The organism is Caulobacter vibrioides, assembly GCF_002310375.3.
GTDB classification, from domain to species: Bacteria; Pseudomonadota; Alphaproteobacteria; order Caulobacterales; family Caulobacteraceae; genus Caulobacter; species Caulobacter vibrioides_D.
The window spans coordinates 514,370-529,704 of sequence record NZ_CP023315.3 but is presented as its reverse complement, the minus strand read 5'-3'; the positions used below and the strand labels follow the sequence as shown (position 1 = coordinate 529,704).

Genomic DNA, 15,335 nt, shown 5'->3' with positions numbered 1-15,335 from the left:
GCCCGTTACCCGGCCATGTCCTTGACGGCTATATATTCTTTTTCAGTAAGGATCGCGTCCAGCCTTTGATCGTGCGCCTCGTGCGGCAAATTCTCCGCTTGTTGACCGCTGTAGGCGAGGCCCAGGACGAAGACCGGGCGCCGCGAGCGCAGAAACGCCAAGGCGCGATCATAGTAGCCGCCGCCCTGGCCCAGCCGCACGCCGTCGCGCTGGAAGGCCAGCAAGGGCGTGACGACGAGGTCGGGAACGATCATCGGCTGCTCGCGTCCGGGCGCCAGCAGGCCGATCTTATCGCGCTTGAGGGGTTGGCCAGGGGTCCAGCGCCGGAAGATCATCTTGCCGCCGTCGGGATTGACCACCTTGGGCAGGGCCAGGGTCCAGCCCGCCTCGGCCATCTGCTCGGCCAGGATGAGCGGCGAAATCTCTGAGCCCAGTCCATGATAGAGCGCCGCGACCTTGCCCTTGGGATCGGGGAACAGCCGCGCCAGCGGTGCGCGGGCCTGCTCGGCGATCATCCAGTCGGCCTGGGGCGTCTCGATCGCCAGTTGCTTGCGCTGGTTCCGCAGAAAGACGCGGAGGGCGGTCTTGGCCGCGACGGGATCGACGATGGTCATTCCGTGGAAGCTGTCATCCCGGTCCAGCGGCCGCAAGGCCGCGCCGAACCGGGAGCACGGCACGCGCCACGCTTCCGGCGATCCCGACTCGGCGTGCTTCGCACCTGGCCGGGAAGACAGCTCTTATGGAGAAAAGGTGGCGGCGCCGCGAAGAACCGTGAAGACGTTTCAATCCACTCGAACCTGTTAGTTACAGGTGGGCCCCGTGTTCCCGCAGCCACGGCCACGGGAGGGAACAGGTCCCGATAGAGAGATTAAGGTCCCTGGGAATAGAAATCTTCGACGAGAGCCACAGCAAGACCCGCCGCCTAACAAGATAGGGGTTCGGAGGCGATAAAGCCAGCGGCGCGGTGACGCCCCTTGCCGGTATGCATTCTTCATACCGCCTGCTAACTTGATCGCCTCTGGAGATCCGCCATGACGACCGTCAGCAAGCGCACCGTCAGCCTGCCCGCCGAACAGTCACGCTATATCGACGAACTGGTGGCGACGGGGACCTACGCCTCGGCCAGCGAAGTTGTCCGCGCCGGCGTACGAGCGCTGCAGGAGCGTGACGCGGCCGTCGAGCGCTGGCTGCGGGAAGATGTCGCGCCGGTCTACGACGCGATGCTGGATGACCCCGGCCGCGCCGTCGCCGCGAAAGACGTCATGGCCTCGATCCGCGCGCACCACGCCCTGCGCCTCAAGGCCAAGCCTGAGTGAGGGCTATCGTCTACGCGCCGGAGGCGGTCGACGACCTTCGAGACCTGTACGACTACATCGCCGGACATGGCGCGCCGAACGCGGCCTTGGCCTATGTTACGCGTCTCGACGAGCGCTGCGCAGGCCTCGCCGATTTTCCGGAACAGGGCGTGAGACGCGACGACATCCGACCCAACCTCAGACTGCTGGGTTTCGAGCGACGCACAATGATCGCCTTCTTCGTCACCGCCGACGCCGTGGTTATCATCCGCATCCTGCATGGAGGGCAGGATGTCGGGCTCGCCCTTGGCGAATAGCCTTATTCCGTCGCCAGCTTCTCGATCTTCTCGGCGGCTGCATCCAGCGCCCGGATGGCGGCGATCTCGGCCTTGGTGCCTTCCTGCTGCATGCGGGCGATCTCGGCGTTGGCGTGGGCCAGGCGCAGTTTCATGTCCGACAGTTCGTCGGCCAGCAGCAGAGCGCCCATCAGGAACAGACGCGTTTCACCCAGTTGACCGACATCCTGACTGACTTGGCGGACCTGGCGATCGAACAGGCGCGCCAGTTCGGTCAGGTGAGGCTCCTGTCCGTCCTCGCAGCCGACCATGTAGGGCCGGCCGTTCACCTGGATGGTCACCTGAGCCATGGATCAGGCCTCCTCGGAGTCTTCGAACAGGTCATCGTCGTCGCTCGGCGCGTGCAGATCGTTGGCGACAGCGTCTTCGCCAAGCGCCGCCCGGATTTCTGCGATGGCGCGTCCCAGCGCGACCGAGGCCTGCTCACCGGCTTCTTCCAAAGCCTTCTCGCGCTCGCGAGCGGCTTCCAGGTCGGCGACGAGGCGAGCGCGTTCCTGGTCATCGAACAGGCTCGGCTCGGGGGTGACGGCCGCCAATGCGGACGCCGAAGCGGCGGCGGCCAGCGCGCGTTCAGCCTCGGCCGCCTTGGCCGCCTTGGCCGCGATACGCTGCTCAAGCTGGCTCACCGCCCGCTCCAGGCGGCGCACGGCAAGGTCGAGGGCCGTACTGTCGGCCGGGATCATCGGCGGAAATCCATCATGCGACGCAACATATAGATCGAACGGGTCTAAGCCAGACGCGGGGGCGATAATTGGGCGACGCGCAGCCCATAGCAGCTTTCTAACGACGGTTGTCAGTTTCTCGGGCTTGACTTCGCGTCTCTCCCCCGCAAAACGCGCAGCAAAATAGGGAACGCCGGTCGATCACGCCTGGCGGCCACATATCAGGAGAATGACCCATGGCTGTTCGCGTCGCCATCAACGGCTTCGGCCGCATCGGACGTCTGGTCCTGCGCTCCATCGCCGAGCATGGCCGTCGCGACATCGAGGTCGTCGCCATCAACGACCTGGGTCCGGTCGAGACCAACGCCCACCTGCTGCGCTACGACAGCGTTCACGGCCGCTTCCCCGGCGTCGTCACCTCGGGCGAGGACTGGATCGACGTCGGCATGGGCAAGATCAAGGTCACGGCCATCCGTGATCCGAAGGACCTGCCGCACAAGGAGCTGAACGTCGACATCGCGTTCGAGTGCACGGGCATCTTCACCACCAAGGAAAAGGCCAGCGCCCACCTGGCCGCCGGCGCCAAGCGCGTCCTGGTCAGCGCCCCGTGTGACGGCGCCGACCAGACCATCGTCTACAAGGTCAATGACGACGTGCTGAGCGCCAGCGACCTGGTGGTCTCCAACGGCTCGTGCACCACCAACTGCCTCGCCCCCATCGCCAAGGTCATCCACGATCTGGTCGGCATCGAGCGCGGCTACATGACCACGATCCACAGCTACACCGGCGACCAGCCGACGCTGGATACGATGCACAAGGATCTGTATCGCGGCCGGGCCGCGGCCCTGTCGATGATCCCGACCTCGACCGGCGCCGCCAAGGCCCTGGGCCTGGTTCTGCCGGCTCTGAAGGGCAAGCTGGACGGCAGCTCGATCCGCGTTCCGACCCCGAACGTCTCGGTGGTCGACCTGAAGTTCGTGCCGACCCGCGACACCACCGTCGAAGAACTGAACACCGCCCTGAAGGCCGCCGCCGCCGGCCCGCTGAAGGGCGTGCTGGGCGTCACCGACGAGGCTCTGGTCTCGACCGACTTCAACCACATCGCCGAAAGCTCGACGGCGGCCCTGGCCCAGACCCAGGTCATCGAAGGCAAGCTGGGCCGCGTGCTCAGCTGGTACGACAACGAGTGGGGCTTCGCGACCCGCATGAGCGACACGGCGCTCGTGATGGCGAAGTTCCTCTAAGGAACCGAAAGACCAAACCCCCGCTCCCGCCAGGAGCGGGGGTTTTCCTTGCTCGACATTCAGGACGACCGATGACCTTCCGCACCCTCGACACCGCCGATCTCGCCGGCAAGCGCGCCCTGGTCCGCGTGGACTTCAACGTGCCCGTCGACGGGGGAAAGGTCGCTGACGACACCCGCCTGCGCTCGGCCCTGCCGACCATCCAGTATCTCGCCAAGCAAGGCGCCAAGGTGGTGCTGCTGGCTCACTTCGACCGGCCCAAGGGCAAGGTCGTGCCGGAGATGAGCCTCGCCTTTGTGGCTGCGCCGCTGGCGGCGCTGCTGGGCGCGCCGGTCGCCTTCGCCGGCGACTGCGTCGGGCCTGAAGCCACCAAGGTCGTCGACGGCCTCGAGAACGGCGGCGTCGCCCTGCTCGAGAACGTCCGCTTCCACGCCGGCGAAGAAAAGAACGATCCCGAGTTCGCCAAGGCCCTGGCCGCCAATGGCGACGTCTATGTCAACGACGCCTTCAGCGCCGCCCACCGCGCCCACGCCTCGACCGAAGGCCTGGCCAAGCTGCTGCCGGCCTATCCGGGCCTGTCGATGCAGCGCGAGCTGGAAGCCCTGGACGCGGCGCTGGGCAACCCGAAGAAGCCGGTGATCGGCATCGTCGGCGGCTCCAAGGTCTCGACCAAGCTCGACCTGCTCAACAACCTGGTCGCCAAGCTGGACCGCCTGGCGATCGGCGGCGGCATGGCCAACACCTTCCTGTTCGCCCAGGGCCACGATGTCGGCGGTTCGCTGTGCGAAAAAGACCTGGCCGACACCGCCCGTGAGATCATGGAAAAGGCCAAGGCCGCCGGCTGCGAGCTGCTGCTGCCGGTCGACGTCGTCGTGGCCAAGAAGGTCGCGCCGGGCGTCGAGACGGCGGTTCGTTCGCTGGGCGAGGTCCAGGCTGACGACCTGATCCTGGATGCGGGCCCCGAGAGCGCCAAGCGTCTGCTGGCCGCCATGGACCAGAGCCTGACCTTGATCTGGAACGGTCCCCTGGGTGTCTTTGAAGTACCGCCGTTCGACGAAGCGACCGTTGCAGCGGCGAAACATGCCGCCTTGCTCGCCAAATCGGGTAAAATCGTAGCCGTGGCCGGCGGTGGTGATACAGTCGCGGCCTTGAACCACGCGGGCGTGTCGGCCGATTTCACCTTCGTCTCGACGGCGGGCGGCGCGTTCCTGGAATGGATGGAGGGCAAGACGCTCCCGGGCGTCGCGGCGCTCGAATCCTGAGATAAGCTTCTGGCGCGGGTTATGCAGACCCGCGACCAAACGACGACGAACTGTTCTGAAGACTGACGACTTAAAGACTGACGACCTGGGCAAAGAGCGCTTCAGCGCCGGGCCCCAAAAACAAGAAACGACCCAAACCACTTCACGCTTGCAGGAGAGAATTACGTGGCTCGCATCACGCTGCGCCAGCTGTTGGACCATGCCGCCGAGCATGAGTACGGACTGCCCGCCTTTAATATCAACAACATGGAACAAGGCCTGGCGATCATGGAGGCCGCGGACGCGGTCAACTCGCCGGTCATCATCCAGGCCTCGCGCGGCGCGCGGAACTACGCCAACGACATCGTCCTGGCGCGCCTGATCGACGCCCTGGTCGAGCTCTATCCGCACATCCCGGTCTGCATGCACCAGGACCACGGCAATGGTCCGGCGACCTGCGCCACGGCGATCCAGTACGGCTTCACCTCGGTGATGATGGACGGCTCGCTGATGGAAGACGCCAAGACCCCGGCCAGCTACGAGTACAATGTCGAGGTCACCCGCAAGGTGGTCCAGATGGCTCACAGCTGCGGCGTTTCGGTCGAGGGCGAACTGGGCGTTCTGGGCTCGCTGGAGACCGGCATGGGCGAGGCCGAGGACGGTCACGGCTTCGAGGGCAAGCTGTCTCATGACGAGCTGCTGACCGATCCGGATCAGGCGGTCGAGTTCGTGCAGGCCACCGGCGTCGACGCCCTGGCCATCGCCATGGGCACCAGCCACGGCGCCTACAAGTTCACGCGCAAGCCGGACGGCGACGTCCTGGCCATGAACGTGATCGAGGAAATCCACCGCCGCCTGCCCAACACCCACCTGGTGATGCACGGCTCCAGCTCGGTCCCGCAGGACCTGCAGGACATCATCAACCAGTACGGCGGCGAGATGCCCCAGACCTGGGGCGTGCCGGTGGAAGAGATCCAGCGCGGCATCAAGCACGGCGTGCGCAAGATCAATGTCGACACCGACAACCGCATGGCCATGACCGGCGCCATCCGCAAACTGCTGGTCGAGAAGCCGCACGAGTTCGACCCGCGCGCCTATCTCAAGCCCGCCAAGGAAGCCATGCGCAAGGTCTGCCAGGCCCGCTTTGTCGAGTTCGGCTCGGCCGGCCACGCTGACAAGATCAAGCCGCTGTCGACCGCCGTCATGGCCAAGCGCTACAGCGCCGGCGAGCTGGACGCCAAGTTCGGCGCCAGCGCGACCAAGGTCGCCGCCGAGTAGTCGGCGTCCGGACCGTCAGTCAGAAAGGGAGGCTCCGGCCTCCCTTTTTTTTGACCGCCATTCGAAATGGTGACGTTTTCGAGGGCGCCGGCGTCTAGAGCCGTTCCGATAAGCGCGAAACGGCCATCGGATTGAAAAGCGCTCTAAACCCTTGAAACAGGGTCTTTTTGATCCGACTTGATTGGATCAATCAGATCGGAAGCCGCTCTAGCGCGTCGCACCCGCGCGAAGAGACTCAACAGCAACAGACCAGCGACCCCGCAGGTCACCATTCCGGCCGTATGCCAAGGCGCGATGAAGGCGAAGGTCGTGTAGGCGCAATGCAGGCCGAAGACGATGTCGGCGACTGCGCCGCACGCCAGGCCCCCGGCGAAGCCGACAAGCAACGGTCGTTCAGGATCAACACTGGCCAGGCCGTAGCTGGCGAAGAGCAACATCGGCGTTGCGATCGCCAGGATGCTTACGACGCAGCCCAGCGCGGAGGACCAGTAGGGGCTTGCCAGCCCCTGCGGGCTCAGCCCCATGGCCTGCGCCAGACCAAAGGTGAGGAAGCCGCCCGCCACGCCAGCGGCTAGCAGCAGCGGAACCAGGCCCCAGGGGCGGCTACGCACCATGCGACAGGCCGCCAGCGACGCGCCGATGGCCAAGACGGCGGCGTAGCCGGCCTTGATCCAGAAGACCGGCGTTTGAACCGCCGCCGCCAGATCGGGCCGCAGACCAAGCCAAGCCAGGATCATCAGCAGCCCGCCAAGGGCTCCCGCAGCGGCGACCTCAGCCAGACGCCAGGGCAGATTCTCAGCGGACCAGATCGGAGCGCCGCCAGGCGTAGGGGCGAGGGTCTCGTCGATCGTCACGCGCCCCTCCCCACAGAGCCGTATGGCGTTTGAGCCAAACCTAACGCGTCTCAGTCGCGAAAGAGGCGGCACTTCATTGGCGCAAGGGCGGCTTGTCAATCGACCGCAGCGCGAAACTTACGAATTTGCGCGCCGGGTATTCAGTGTGGCTGGAGACTATTCACCACCGCAGCACCAGACGCCCCACCAAGGCGCCGACGGCGCCGAGCGCCAGCACGCCCAGACTGTACCAGAGCGCGATAAAGGTGAACGTGTGCTCCGGGCAATGAAGGCCATAGACGGTGGCGACCACTCCGCCCGAGAACAGTCCCATCGCGAAACCCGCCAGAGACGGCCGCGTCGGCGCCATGCTCCGCAGCACCCAGAGCCCCAGGCTCAGCATCGGCAGTCCAAGCAGCAGGATTCGGGGACTGCACGACCGCCAGGAATGCCCATGCAACATCTTCAAGGCCGCCTGTACGTCGGGGCTCACCACGGCCTGATAGAGACCGGCCGCCGCGCAAATCACGAAGACCGCGCAGGCGATGATCCAACCGCGCCGGCCCGAGCCGTTTGGGCGGGACAGCCGCTCGACCGCCAGATAGCCCGCAACGCCCAGCAGCGCGGTGTACGCCGCCTTCATCCAGAACATCGAGCCCAACACAGCCCGCGCCAGATCCTGACGCGCATTTAGCCAGCCCAGCACCAGAATAAGCGCCGCGAGCGCCCCGATCACCGCCACGACGGCGAGTTGGCGCGGCGGAGCCTTCTCGCGCCCGCCCCTCGCATCGCTGGCGAGGACGTCGATCAGGTCATCCGTCCGCACGGCGCATCCTTTCGGCCAGAGCCTTCAAGGCCCGATGGAGGGCGACCTTCGCCGCGCCCTCGGAAATCCCCGCACGCGCACCCGCCTCGGCGAGCGATAGTCCGGTCAACTTCACGTCGCTGACCAGCAGCCTTTGGCGCTCGGGCAAGGTCGCCAAGGCGCGATCCAGCTCCATAGCCACGCCAGGGTCAGGCTCGTCGGCGGCCAGGAACTCAATATGGTCCTCGATCGGCAGGGTTTGACGAATCTTTCGGCGTCTCCAGTGGTCAATCAGCTTGTAGCGCGCCACCGCGTGCGCCCACGCCGTGAACGACTGGGCGCTATCCCAGGTCGACCGCTTGAGATGCACCGCCAGCAGCGTCTCCTGCACCAGATCCTCCACATCGCCGGGCGCGCCCGACATACGACGCATGAAATAGGCGCGTAGCCGAACGCCGAGCAGGGCGAGGCATTCGCGGTAGGCGGCGGTGTCGCCATCCAGCCCGCGCAGCATCAGCGCCTTCAATCGGGTTTCGGAGTCCGTCACGCCAGCCCCTAATCCGCGCGAGAGAGCCCGATGGTTACATGGTGTCGCGACGCCCTGAAACCGGCCGTCAAAGCGACCGCGAATTTTTGTTCGGCGACCCGTGTAACCTTAGCCGCCTCATGGACGAACTCTCCCACGACCGAGCGGCGTCAGGCCGGTTCGGCTTCAAACCCACCCAGGAGAGCTCGCATGAACCGCACCGCCACCACCGTCGCCCTCGCCGCCGCCATGGCCCTTTCGGCCGGTGTCTCGATCGCCGCCGCCGACGCGCACAAGGCCGGCGCCGACACCGAAAAGTGCTACGGCGTCTCCAAGGCCGGCGAGAACGACTGCAAGGCCGGCGCCGGCACCTCGTGCGCGGGCTCCTCGAAGGTCGACTACCAGGGTGACGCCTGGAAGATGGTCAAGAAGGGCACGTGCGTCACGATCAAGACGCCCAAGGGCATGGGCTCGCTGACGCCGAAGGCCTAAGCGCCGAACACACCTTCAGATCCCGTCACTCCCGACCGCCCACAGGGTCCGTCGGGAGTGACGCGCCTCGAAGATCACACCATGACCCCCACCGCCGGCCTTGGCCTCAAAGCGCAGCACTACGACGACGCGATCGCTTGCGACGCCGAAGGCCTGTGGTTCGAGGTCCACCCTGAGAACTATATGTCCGCCGGCGGTCCGCGCCTGGCCGCCCTGGAGGCGGTGCGTGCGCGCCACCCGGTCTCAATGCACGGTGTCGGGCTTTCCCTGGCGGCGGACGCCGATCCGGACCCTGAGCATCTGCAGGCGCTGAAGCGGCTCGTTGATCGGTTCGACCCGTTTGTCGTTTCCGAACACCTCGCCTGGTCGACCCATCGCGGCGCCCACCATCCTGACCTTCTGCCCTTTCCGCGGACGCGCGCGGCGCTGGAGCGCGTCTGCGGCAATGTCGGCCGGATGCAGGACGCCCTGGGTCGTCGCGTACTGATCGAAAACCCCTCGCTCTACCTGCCGCTGAAAGGCCACGACCTGGAAGAGGTCGACTTCCTCGAGGCGTTGGTGAGCCGCACCGGCTGCGGCCTGCTGGTGGACGTCAACAACGTCTACGTCAGCGGCCACAATCTCGGCTATGCGCCGGAGACCTATCTGGACGCGCTGCCGGCGCACGCCATAGGCGAAATCCATCTGGCTGGACACACGCCCGATCCCGGCGGCGCCAGCCTCCTGATCGACACCCACGGCGCGCCGATCGCCGAGCCGGTCTGGACGCTCTATGCGCGTCTGATCGCCCGCGTCGGACCCCGTCCCACGCTGATTGAGCGCGACGACGACATCCCAGACTTCGCCACCCTGATGGCTGAGCGTGATCGGGCCGCCGCGGTCCTGTCGTCCTGCCGGGATGTTCGCGAGCCGGCCCATGTCTGAGCTGCTTGCGTTTCAAGACGCCTTCGTCGCCGCGCTAAAAAGTGACGGCGCCGCGTTGTCGCCGTGGCTGGTGAGCGACACCCCACCCCAGGGCCTTGGCGTCTACCGCAACACGATCGCCAAGGGCTGCGTGGACGCGCTCGCCGAGAACTTCCCGACCGTCCGCGCCATCGTGGGCGAGGCGTGGTTCACCGGCGCAGCGCTCCTCTTTGCGCGCGAACAGCCCCCCAGACATGCGGCGTTACTTGACTATGGCGCGGCGTTCCCGTCCTGGCTCCAGCAGTTCCCGCCCGCCATCGACCTGCCTTATCTGGCCGGCGTCGCCCATCTTGATCGATTGTGGATCGAGGCCCTTTTCGCCGCCGAAGCGCCACATCTTGCAGCGGCGTCCCTGTCCTCGCTCTCACCGGACGACTGGGCGTGCGCCCGAACGCACGCCCACCCAAGTCTCAGGCTCGCCGCATTCGACGCCGGGCTACCGGGACTGTGGCTGGCCGCTCGCGCGGGCGCGGATGATCTCGAACTCACCGAGGCGCCTCAAACCCTGATGCTGATCCGGCGCGCCGGCGTTGTGAGAAGCCGATTGGTGGACGACGCCGAAGCTGAATTTCTGCGCGCTGTGCGCGGCGGCGACACCTTGAGCGCCGCTGCCGAACGCGCCGCCAAGGCCAAGCCTGACGCCTCGATCGCTACGCTTTTCGCCGCCCTGATCGCCGACGGCGTTTTCAGCGGCCTAGACCTGGACACACAATGATGACCTCCGCAGAACCTATCTGGCGCGCGCCCTTCACGGTCCTCGCACGGACCGCCGAAAGGCTCTTGCCCCAAGACGTTCTCAGCCTGGTTGCGCGCCTGGCCGTCGCGGCCGTCTTCTTGCTGTCAGGACGAACCAAGGTCGACGGCTTGCTGCGCATCACCGACGGGACCTACGCCCTGTTCGAGAGCGAGTATGCCCTACCGCTGATCCCCTCCGACTTGGCCGCCCAGGCTGCGACCTATTCCGAGCATCTGTTCTCGATCCTGCTCATTCTGGGCCTGTTTACGCGCTTTTCCGCGCTGGCCTTCCTGGGCATGACCGCTGTCATTCAGATATTTGTCTATCCCGACGCCTGGTCAACGCACCTGTCCTGGACAGGCCTGCTCCTTCTTCTGATCGCGCGTGGCGGCGGCCGGTTCAGCCTCGACCACTTGACGCGAGCCCCCTAAAAACACCCGCTCTGCGACAATTCGCCTCACGCGTGAAGCGATACAATTTATTCTCGTTAAGAGTGTTTTTGCTCCTTGCGATCACCGTTACAGGAACGTTGTTCACATTCCTCAGAGGTACGGCGTGGGCAGACAGGCAAGCACCTTCAAGTTCCAAGAGGCCGGCGTGCTCATCGTTGATGAGAACACAGGATTCATGGACCTGACGGCTCAGATCCTGATGGGCTTCGGCTTCAGGAAGCTGGAGCGGCGGGGGCTCAAGGACGCTGAGGGCCGCAACGGCTTTGATCCCGACCTGATCATCGTGGACCCCTTCCCGGACCTGGACGCGGGTCTTCGTCTGATCGAAGACCATCGCCGGAGACAAACGCCGGGCTCGCCACCGGCCGTCGTGATCGTGGTGACGGGACACACGCCCCGCCCCCTGATCGAGAAAGCCCGCCGCGTAGGGGCCGACTACATCGTCGCCAAGCCCTTTTCGCCCAACACCTTGCTGGATCGCATCCTCTGGAGCACGTCATCGGTCTTCGCCAATGTCGCTTCCGGCGAGGTTGAGGACGACGATACAGACAACGTCGCCTATCAGGCCTCCATCCAGAACGCGTCGGCGGCGCTGCTTCAATGACCGCTAGCCGCCTGACACGCTTTGTGGACCTGCCGGGCGGCATCGATATCCGCACGGCGCTCGTCAGGGCCCAGGCGAACGCCGAAGCCTATCGCGGATCGGCCTTGGAACTGATCGATCAGGCGATCGACGCCTTGGTCGCCGCCGGCGAGGATGTCGATGCGACCACCGCCGCACGCCTGGCCGAAAGCGTCCGCTCCCTGGCGGGGATGTTCGAGCTCGCCACACTGGAGCAATCCGCCGCCAGCCTGTGCGCGATGATCCGCGCCCTGGTGGAACGCGGCGCCTGGGACAGTCGGGCGGTGTGGGTCAATATCCGAGCGCTGAAGATCATCCGCCAGCACGGCGACAGCGAAAACCTGCAGGAGGTGCTGGAGGGCCTACGCCGCTTGGGCGCCAAGGCCGCCGCCGGCCGCCAGCCGTGAGCGACGCGCTAAGCGCCTGACCTCAGTGCAGCGTCGGGCCGCGCGGAAGCGTCCGCCGCCACAGTTGGCTTGTCAGCGCGTTGGCGACGCCGAGCCAGCCCAGGTCGGGCGCCGTGCCGCCACCGACCTTACGCGCCTCCAGGGCATAGGCCGCCGAGGCCGCCAAGGAGGCCGTCGCCGCGCCCAACTGGCCGCCGACACGCTTGGCCCCGAGTCCCAACCACAGGGCGTTGAAGCCTTGCACGAGGCTCCAGATCGTCAGCGCCCGGGTCCGGGCTGGGCTGGAGGGCGCGTTCCAGGTCCGAAGACCCGACAAGGTCATGGCGATGAACAGCGGCGGCAGCAGCAAGCTGGTCAGCGGCTTGGGCTGGTGCGCCACCGGCTCATGCATCTCGGCGAACTCGACGGCGTACATCGCGTCATCGAGGGCTCGCTCATGACGACGCCCCATGATCATCGCCGCAACGATCGCGCCCCCCGCCAAGGCCGCCCCGACGGCGACCTGAGCGACCGGATGATGACGCTGCTGGCGATCGAGTTCGAACGCCTCGCGGCCGGCCAGGGCGCGTTCCCGCGCGGTTCCGTTGGCGATATGCATGCGCCGCTCCTTATGAACTCGAATGGTTCAAACAGCCCAGTTCAGCCTTGGTTCCAGGCGTCTCCGGCCTCTTGGCTCCATCATGACGGCATCGCGCCGGTGACGCAAAGGCCCGCCCCCACGCGCTTGGGCTGGACCGCGAGGCTGGAGCCAGCAAATCTGGCCCATGACCACCACGATCCGCCCCGCAAGCGCCGACGAACTTCAGCTCATCCAAGCGATCGAGCGCGCCTCGGCCCAGCGGTTCCTAGGGGTGATGGACGCCCTCGCCAACGACGAACCGTCGCCTCTGGAGGTGCTCGCCGCACGTCAGCGGGAAGGCGGCCTGTTGGTCGCAGAGGCGGACGATGACAGGCGGCCGACGCTAGCCGGCTTCGTGATGTTTCGGCGGCTTGAGCAGAGCCTCTACATCGAACAGATCGACGTGCTCCCTGTCTTCGAGCGTCAGCGGATCGGCGCGACGCTGATCGACGCCGTGGCGCGCCACGCCAGCGGCATGGGCCTGGCGCGGCTGACGCTTTCAACCTTTCGCGAAATCCCCTGGAACGCCCCCTACTATCGCAGGCTTGGCTTCGCGGACCTCGACGACAAGGCTTTGCCCCCCGGTCTGGCGGCGGTTCGGCGCGAACATCTGGCGCGGGGCCTCGATGAAAGCGCCCGCGTCTTCATGGCAAGGAACCTCTAGGCGGGCAGCTCGCCCATCGCCGATTGGAGGTAGTTGGCCTCGCCCAGCGACTTCACGAGCGACAGCTGGGTCTCGAGGAAGTCGATGTGCTCCTCGGTATCGCTGAGGATCACGCGCAGGAGTTCGCGGCTGACATAGTCCCGTGCCTGTTCGCACTGGATGATGCCGGGGATCAGGGTTTCACGGCCGGCCAGCTCGACCTGCAAGTCGCTGTTCAGGCACTCGGGCACGGTCTCGCCAATCTTCAGCTTGTGCAGGTCCTGAAGGTTGGGAAGGCCCTCCAGGAACAGGATGCGGTTGATCAGCATATCGGCGTGTTTCATCTCGCCGATGGATTCGTCGTAGGTGATCTTGCCGAGACGCTTGAAGCCCCAGTTGTCGTACATCCGCGCGTGCAGGAAGTACTGGTTGACCGCCGTCAGCTCGTTGGTGAGCACCGCGTTGAGCAGTCGGATGATGCTGGGATCGCCCTGCATGGCGGCCTCCTCGAAATCACTGTTGGCGCGAACCTGAGGCAAGCCGCAGCGGCCTTCAATGCTAATATGTGCGAGTGTTTCGCGCTCTCACGGAAATCTTTGAGAGTGACTCGCGATCTCTGATTTTGTGGACTTTCAGCCGTTACTCGGCAGCGAACGAGAGGGCTTCGCGATTGTCCTGGATCATCTGGCGCATCTCGCAGACGCACTTGGCGCACTGAGCCTGGCAACCGTGATGACGGAAGATGTCGGCGGGGCGCTGAGCGCCAGCGTCGATGGCGGCGCGCACTTGGCGCTCGCGGATGCCGTTACAGTTGCAGACGTACAAGGAAGAACGCCTTACCCGATTGAGTGTCATTCTCATCTAGCGCACCGCCGCGGCTTTTGCAACTGACTATCACTATGGTTAGCAGCGGCCACGGGTCGCATGGCGGAGCGAATTGGCCTAAAGCGAGCGTATGACGCTCGCCTGCCGCCTCTACCTGATCACGCCGCCCACCCTCACCGACCTTTCGGACTTTGGTCGCCAGTTGGCCCGCGCTCTGGACGGCGGCGACGTGGCCGCGCTGCAGATCCGCCTGAAGGACGCGCCCGACGACGTGGTCGCGGCCGCCGTGGACGCGTTGGCGCCGATCGCGCAAGCGCGCGGTGTCGCCGTGATCCTGAACGACCGCCCCGATCTGGCCTCCAGGCTTCCCGTGGACGGCGTCCACGTCGGCCAGTCGGACATGTCCTGCAAGGACGCCCGCAAGCTGATGGGCGACCGGATGGTGGGCGTCACGTGCCATGACAGCCGGCATCTGGCGATGGAAGCCGCCGAGGCCGGCGCTGACTACGTCGCGTTCGGGGCCTTCTTTCCCACCACCACCAAGGATGCGCCGACCAAGGCCGAACCGGACATTCTGACCATCTGGCAGGAGACGATGGAGACGCCCTGCGTGGCCATCGGCGGGATCACCGCCGAGAACGCCTCTGACCTCGCGACCGCAGGCGCTGACTTCCTGGCGGTTTCGGCCGGCGTCTGGTCGCACCCCCAAGGTCCGGACGCGGCGGTCGCCGCGCTGAACGCCGCGATCGCAGCCGGCCTCGCCGCCCGCAAGTAGTTCCAGGTAACGTCGGTATCTTGTGACGCAGCGCACATCGTCCTAGCGTCCTCCCCAGCGAACAAAAAACAGGGGGAGACGCTGACCATGAAGCGGCTCGTAGCGTGTTTGCTTAGCGTACCGATCCTGGCCCTTTCCACGGCCGCGATCGCGGAAAACTGGAAACTGGCGCCCGGCGAAACCAAGACCTACTACGACGCCGACTTCAGCCGTGTGGATGCGTCCACCGGCCTGATCGTCACGCGCATCGCCGAGGGCAAGGCGAACGGCCCTTACAAGAACTGGCCCGCATCGAAGGGGCCAATCCTGATCTTCGCGCTCGACTGCGCCGCGGACAAATGGATGGACCTGGGCATGGACTTCGACGGGTCCAAGGGTCTGCCCAAGGGTTGGCGCAAGGAAGACAAGATCGACGACATCTCCGGCGCCGTCGGCAAGGCCGGCAAGCTGTTGTGCGAGACCAAGGACAGCCTTGAGAAGCTGGAGCTGCCTTAAGCCCTCGATCTCCCCGGCGTTCGCCGGGGAGATCGGCTTTAAGGAACGGGCGTCGTCGTTAAGCCT

The 15,335-nt window shown here is 65.7% G+C and carries 23 protein-coding genes and 1 other RNA gene; 14 read left to right on the top strand and 10 right to left on the bottom strand.

The window, feature by feature from the left end:
* Nucleotides 1-5: 5 nt before the first annotated feature.
* Together CA606_RS02635 and ssrS are read right to left on the bottom strand one after the other, a co-directional pair.
* A complete protein-coding gene (locus CA606_RS02635) occupies nt 6-650 on the bottom strand; it encodes a 5-formyltetrahydrofolate cyclo-ligase (protein WP_010921078.1) in 645 nt (214 codons plus the stop codon).
* A 102-nt stretch (nt 651-752) separates the two neighbouring features.
* A non-coding RNA gene (ssrS, locus tag CA606_RS02630) (6S RNA) lies at nt 753-915 on the bottom strand.
* Between the two features lie 116 nt (nt 916-1,031).
* Between ssrS and CA606_RS02625 the strand changes: the two genes are divergently transcribed.
* Together CA606_RS02625 and CA606_RS02620 are read left to right on the top strand one after the other, a co-directional pair.
* A complete protein-coding gene (locus CA606_RS02625; RefSeq protein ID WP_096052511.1) occupies nt 1,032-1,316 on the top strand; it encodes a type II toxin-antitoxin system ParD family antitoxin in 285 nt (94 codons plus the stop codon).
* On the top strand, nt 1,313-1,612 hold the full coding sequence (locus CA606_RS02620; RefSeq protein WP_096052512.1) for a type II toxin-antitoxin system RelE/ParE family toxin: 300 nt from the start codon (nt 1,313-1,315) through the stop codon (nt 1,610-1,612). The genes CA606_RS02625 and CA606_RS02620 overlap by 4 nt, the downstream gene beginning before the upstream one ends.
* A gap of 2 nt (nt 1,613-1,614) precedes the next feature.
* Here the strand turns inward: CA606_RS02620 and CA606_RS02615 are convergent, their stop codons facing one another.
* Together CA606_RS02615 and CA606_RS02610 are read right to left on the bottom strand one after the other, a co-directional pair.
* Nucleotides 1,615-1,941: a cell division protein ZapA gene (locus CA606_RS02615; protein ID WP_096052513.1), complete on the bottom strand. Its 327-nt coding sequence runs from the start codon at nt 1,939-1,941 to the stop codon at nt 1,615-1,617.
* 3 nt (nt 1,942-1,944) lie between these two features.
* Nucleotides 1,945-2,334, bottom strand: coding sequence for a hypothetical protein (locus CA606_RS02610; protein ID WP_096052514.1), 390 nt, complete (start codon nt 2,332-2,334; stop codon nt 1,945-1,947).
* A 215-nt stretch (nt 2,335-2,549) separates the two neighbouring features.
* Here CA606_RS02610 and gap point away from each other — a divergent pair, with 215 nt between their 5' ends.
* The 3 genes from gap to fba all read left to right on the top strand — a co-directional run bounded on the left by gap (nt 2,550) and on the right by fba (nt 6,076).
* A complete protein-coding gene (gene gap / locus CA606_RS02605) occupies nt 2,550-3,557 on the top strand; it encodes a type I glyceraldehyde-3-phosphate dehydrogenase (protein WP_096052515.1) in 1,008 nt (335 codons plus the stop codon).
* Between the two features lie 71 nt (nt 3,558-3,628).
* Complete coding sequence (locus tag CA606_RS02600; protein WP_096052516.1) at nt 3,629-4,819, top strand: phosphoglycerate kinase; 1,191 nt, start codon at nt 3,629-3,631, stop codon at nt 4,817-4,819.
* A gap of 165 nt (nt 4,820-4,984) precedes the next feature.
* Entirely contained in the window at nt 4,985-6,076 is a 1,092-nt protein-coding gene (gene fba / locus CA606_RS02595) for a class II fructose-bisphosphate aldolase (RefSeq protein WP_096052517.1), read from the top strand.
* A 143-nt stretch (nt 6,077-6,219) separates the two neighbouring features.
* On the opposite strand, the gene CA606_RS02590 is transcribed toward fba, so the two are convergent.
* The 3 genes from CA606_RS02590 to CA606_RS02580 all read right to left on the bottom strand — a co-directional run bounded on the left by CA606_RS02590 (nt 6,220) and on the right by CA606_RS02580 (nt 8,261).
* A complete protein-coding gene (locus CA606_RS02590; protein ID WP_096052518.1) occupies nt 6,220-6,930 on the bottom strand; it encodes a DUF1109 domain-containing protein in 711 nt (236 codons plus the stop codon).
* A gap of 160 nt (nt 6,931-7,090) precedes the next feature.
* Entirely contained in the window at nt 7,091-7,735 is a 645-nt protein-coding gene (gene nrsF, locus CA606_RS02585) for an anti-sigma-F factor NrsF (RefSeq protein WP_096052519.1), read from the bottom strand.
* Nucleotides 7,722-8,261, bottom strand: coding sequence for a sigma-70 family RNA polymerase sigma factor (locus CA606_RS02580; RefSeq protein ID WP_096052520.1), 540 nt, complete (start codon nt 8,259-8,261; stop codon nt 7,722-7,724). Before CA606_RS02580 ends, nrsF begins: the two co-directional genes overlap by 14 nt.
* A 189-nt stretch (nt 8,262-8,450) precedes the next feature.
* Here CA606_RS02580 and CA606_RS02575 point away from each other — a divergent pair, with 189 nt between their 5' ends.
* The 6 genes from CA606_RS02575 (at nt 8,451) to CA606_RS02550 (ending at nt 11,912) form a co-directional block, all read left to right on the top strand.
* Complete coding sequence (locus CA606_RS02575) at nt 8,451-8,732, top strand: DUF2282 domain-containing protein (RefSeq protein ID WP_096052521.1); 282 nt, start codon at nt 8,451-8,453, stop codon at nt 8,730-8,732.
* 81 nt (nt 8,733-8,813) lie between these two features.
* Nucleotides 8,814-9,656, top strand: a complete 843-nt coding sequence (locus CA606_RS02570; protein WP_096052522.1) for a DUF692 domain-containing protein — start codon at nt 8,814-8,816, stop codon at nt 9,654-9,656.
* On the top strand, nt 9,649-10,410 hold the full coding sequence (locus CA606_RS02565) for a DNA-binding domain-containing protein (protein WP_096052523.1): 762 nt from the start codon (nt 9,649-9,651) through the stop codon (nt 10,408-10,410). Before CA606_RS02570 ends, CA606_RS02565 begins: the two co-directional genes overlap by 8 nt.
* A complete protein-coding gene (locus CA606_RS02560) occupies nt 10,410-10,862 on the top strand; it encodes a DoxX family protein (RefSeq protein WP_096052524.1) in 453 nt (150 codons plus the stop codon). Before CA606_RS02565 ends, CA606_RS02560 begins: the two co-directional genes overlap by 1 nt.
* Nucleotides 10,863-10,986: 124 nt before the next feature.
* Nucleotides 10,987-11,487: a response regulator gene (locus CA606_RS02555; protein ID WP_096052525.1), complete on the top strand. Its 501-nt coding sequence runs from the start codon at nt 10,987-10,989 to the stop codon at nt 11,485-11,487.
* Nucleotides 11,484-11,912, top strand: coding sequence for a chemotaxis protein CheE (locus CA606_RS02550; protein WP_096052526.1), 429 nt, complete (start codon nt 11,484-11,486; stop codon nt 11,910-11,912). The genes CA606_RS02555 and CA606_RS02550 overlap by 4 nt, the downstream gene beginning before the upstream one ends.
* 22 nt (nt 11,913-11,934) lie before the next feature.
* On the opposite strand, the gene CA606_RS02545 is transcribed toward CA606_RS02550, so the two are convergent.
* A complete protein-coding gene (locus CA606_RS02545; RefSeq protein ID WP_096052527.1) occupies nt 11,935-12,510 on the bottom strand; it encodes a tryptophan-rich sensory protein in 576 nt (191 codons plus the stop codon).
* Between the two features lie 166 nt (nt 12,511-12,676).
* On the opposite strand from CA606_RS02545, the gene CA606_RS02540 reads away from it, so the two are divergent.
* Entirely contained in the window at nt 12,677-13,195 is a 519-nt protein-coding gene (locus CA606_RS02540; RefSeq protein ID WP_096052528.1) for a GNAT family N-acetyltransferase, read from the top strand.
* Here the strand turns inward: CA606_RS02540 and bfr are convergent.
* A complete protein-coding gene (gene bfr / locus CA606_RS02535) occupies nt 13,192-13,671 on the bottom strand; it encodes a bacterioferritin (protein ID WP_010921095.1) in 480 nt (159 codons plus the stop codon). The genes CA606_RS02540 and bfr overlap by 4 nt on opposite strands.
* A gap of 142 nt (nt 13,672-13,813) precedes the next feature.
* On the bottom strand, nt 13,814-13,999 hold the full coding sequence (locus tag CA606_RS02530; protein ID WP_096052529.1) for a (2Fe-2S)-binding protein: 186 nt from the start codon (nt 13,997-13,999) through the stop codon (nt 13,814-13,816).
* A gap of 130 nt (nt 14,000-14,129) precedes the next feature.
* Here CA606_RS02530 and thiE point away from each other — a divergent pair, with 130 nt between their 5' ends.
* Nucleotides 14,130-14,774: a thiamine phosphate synthase gene (thiE, locus tag CA606_RS02525; protein WP_096052530.1), complete on the top strand. Its 645-nt coding sequence runs from the start codon at nt 14,130-14,132 to the stop codon at nt 14,772-14,774.
* Nucleotides 14,775-14,861: 87 nt separating this feature from the next.
* A complete protein-coding gene (locus tag CA606_RS02520) occupies nt 14,862-15,269 on the top strand; it encodes a hypothetical protein (protein ID WP_096052531.1) in 408 nt (135 codons plus the stop codon).
* Nucleotides 15,270-15,335 lie beyond the last annotated feature (66 nt).

Coding starts and splice junctions, on each gene's coding strand:
- CA606_RS02625 (WP_096052511.1), top strand. CDS start 1,032: ATGACGACCGTCAGCAAGCGCACCGTCAGCCTGCCCGCCGAACAGTCA.
- CA606_RS02615 (WP_096052513.1), bottom strand. CDS start 1,941: ATGGCTCAGGTGACCATCCAGGTGAACGGCCGGCCCTACATGGTCGGC.
- CA606_RS02610 (WP_096052514.1), bottom strand. CDS start 2,334: ATGATCCCGGCCGACAGTACGGCCCTCGACCTTGCCGTGCGCCGCCTG.
- gap (WP_096052515.1), top strand. CDS start 2,550: ATGGCTGTTCGCGTCGCCATCAACGGCTTCGGCCGCATCGGACGTCTG.
- CA606_RS02600 (WP_096052516.1), top strand. CDS start 3,629: ATGACCTTCCGCACCCTCGACACCGCCGATCTCGCCGGCAAGCGCGCC.
- CA606_RS02575 (WP_096052521.1), top strand. CDS start 8,451: ATGAACCGCACCGCCACCACCGTCGCCCTCGCCGCCGCCATGGCCCTT.
- CA606_RS02570 (WP_096052522.1), top strand. CDS start 8,814: ATGACCCCCACCGCCGGCCTTGGCCTCAAAGCGCAGCACTACGACGAC.
- CA606_RS02565 (WP_096052523.1), top strand. CDS start 9,649: ATGTCTGAGCTGCTTGCGTTTCAAGACGCCTTCGTCGCCGCGCTAAAA.
- CA606_RS02560 (WP_096052524.1), top strand. CDS start 10,410: ATGACCTCCGCAGAACCTATCTGGCGCGCGCCCTTCACGGTCCTCGCA.
- CA606_RS02550 (WP_096052526.1), top strand. CDS start 11,484: ATGACCGCTAGCCGCCTGACACGCTTTGTGGACCTGCCGGGCGGCATC.
- CA606_RS02545 (WP_096052527.1), bottom strand. CDS start 12,510: ATGCATATCGCCAACGGAACCGCGCGGGAACGCGCCCTGGCCGGCCGC.
- CA606_RS02540 (WP_096052528.1), top strand. CDS start 12,677: ATGACCACCACGATCCGCCCCGCAAGCGCCGACGAACTTCAGCTCATC.
- bfr (WP_010921095.1), bottom strand. CDS start 13,671: ATGCAGGGCGATCCCAGCATCATCCGACTGCTCAACGCGGTGCTCACC.
- thiE (WP_096052530.1), top strand. CDS start 14,130: ATGACGCTCGCCTGCCGCCTCTACCTGATCACGCCGCCCACCCTCACC.
- CA606_RS02520 (WP_096052531.1), top strand. CDS start 14,862: ATGAAGCGGCTCGTAGCGTGTTTGCTTAGCGTACCGATCCTGGCCCTT.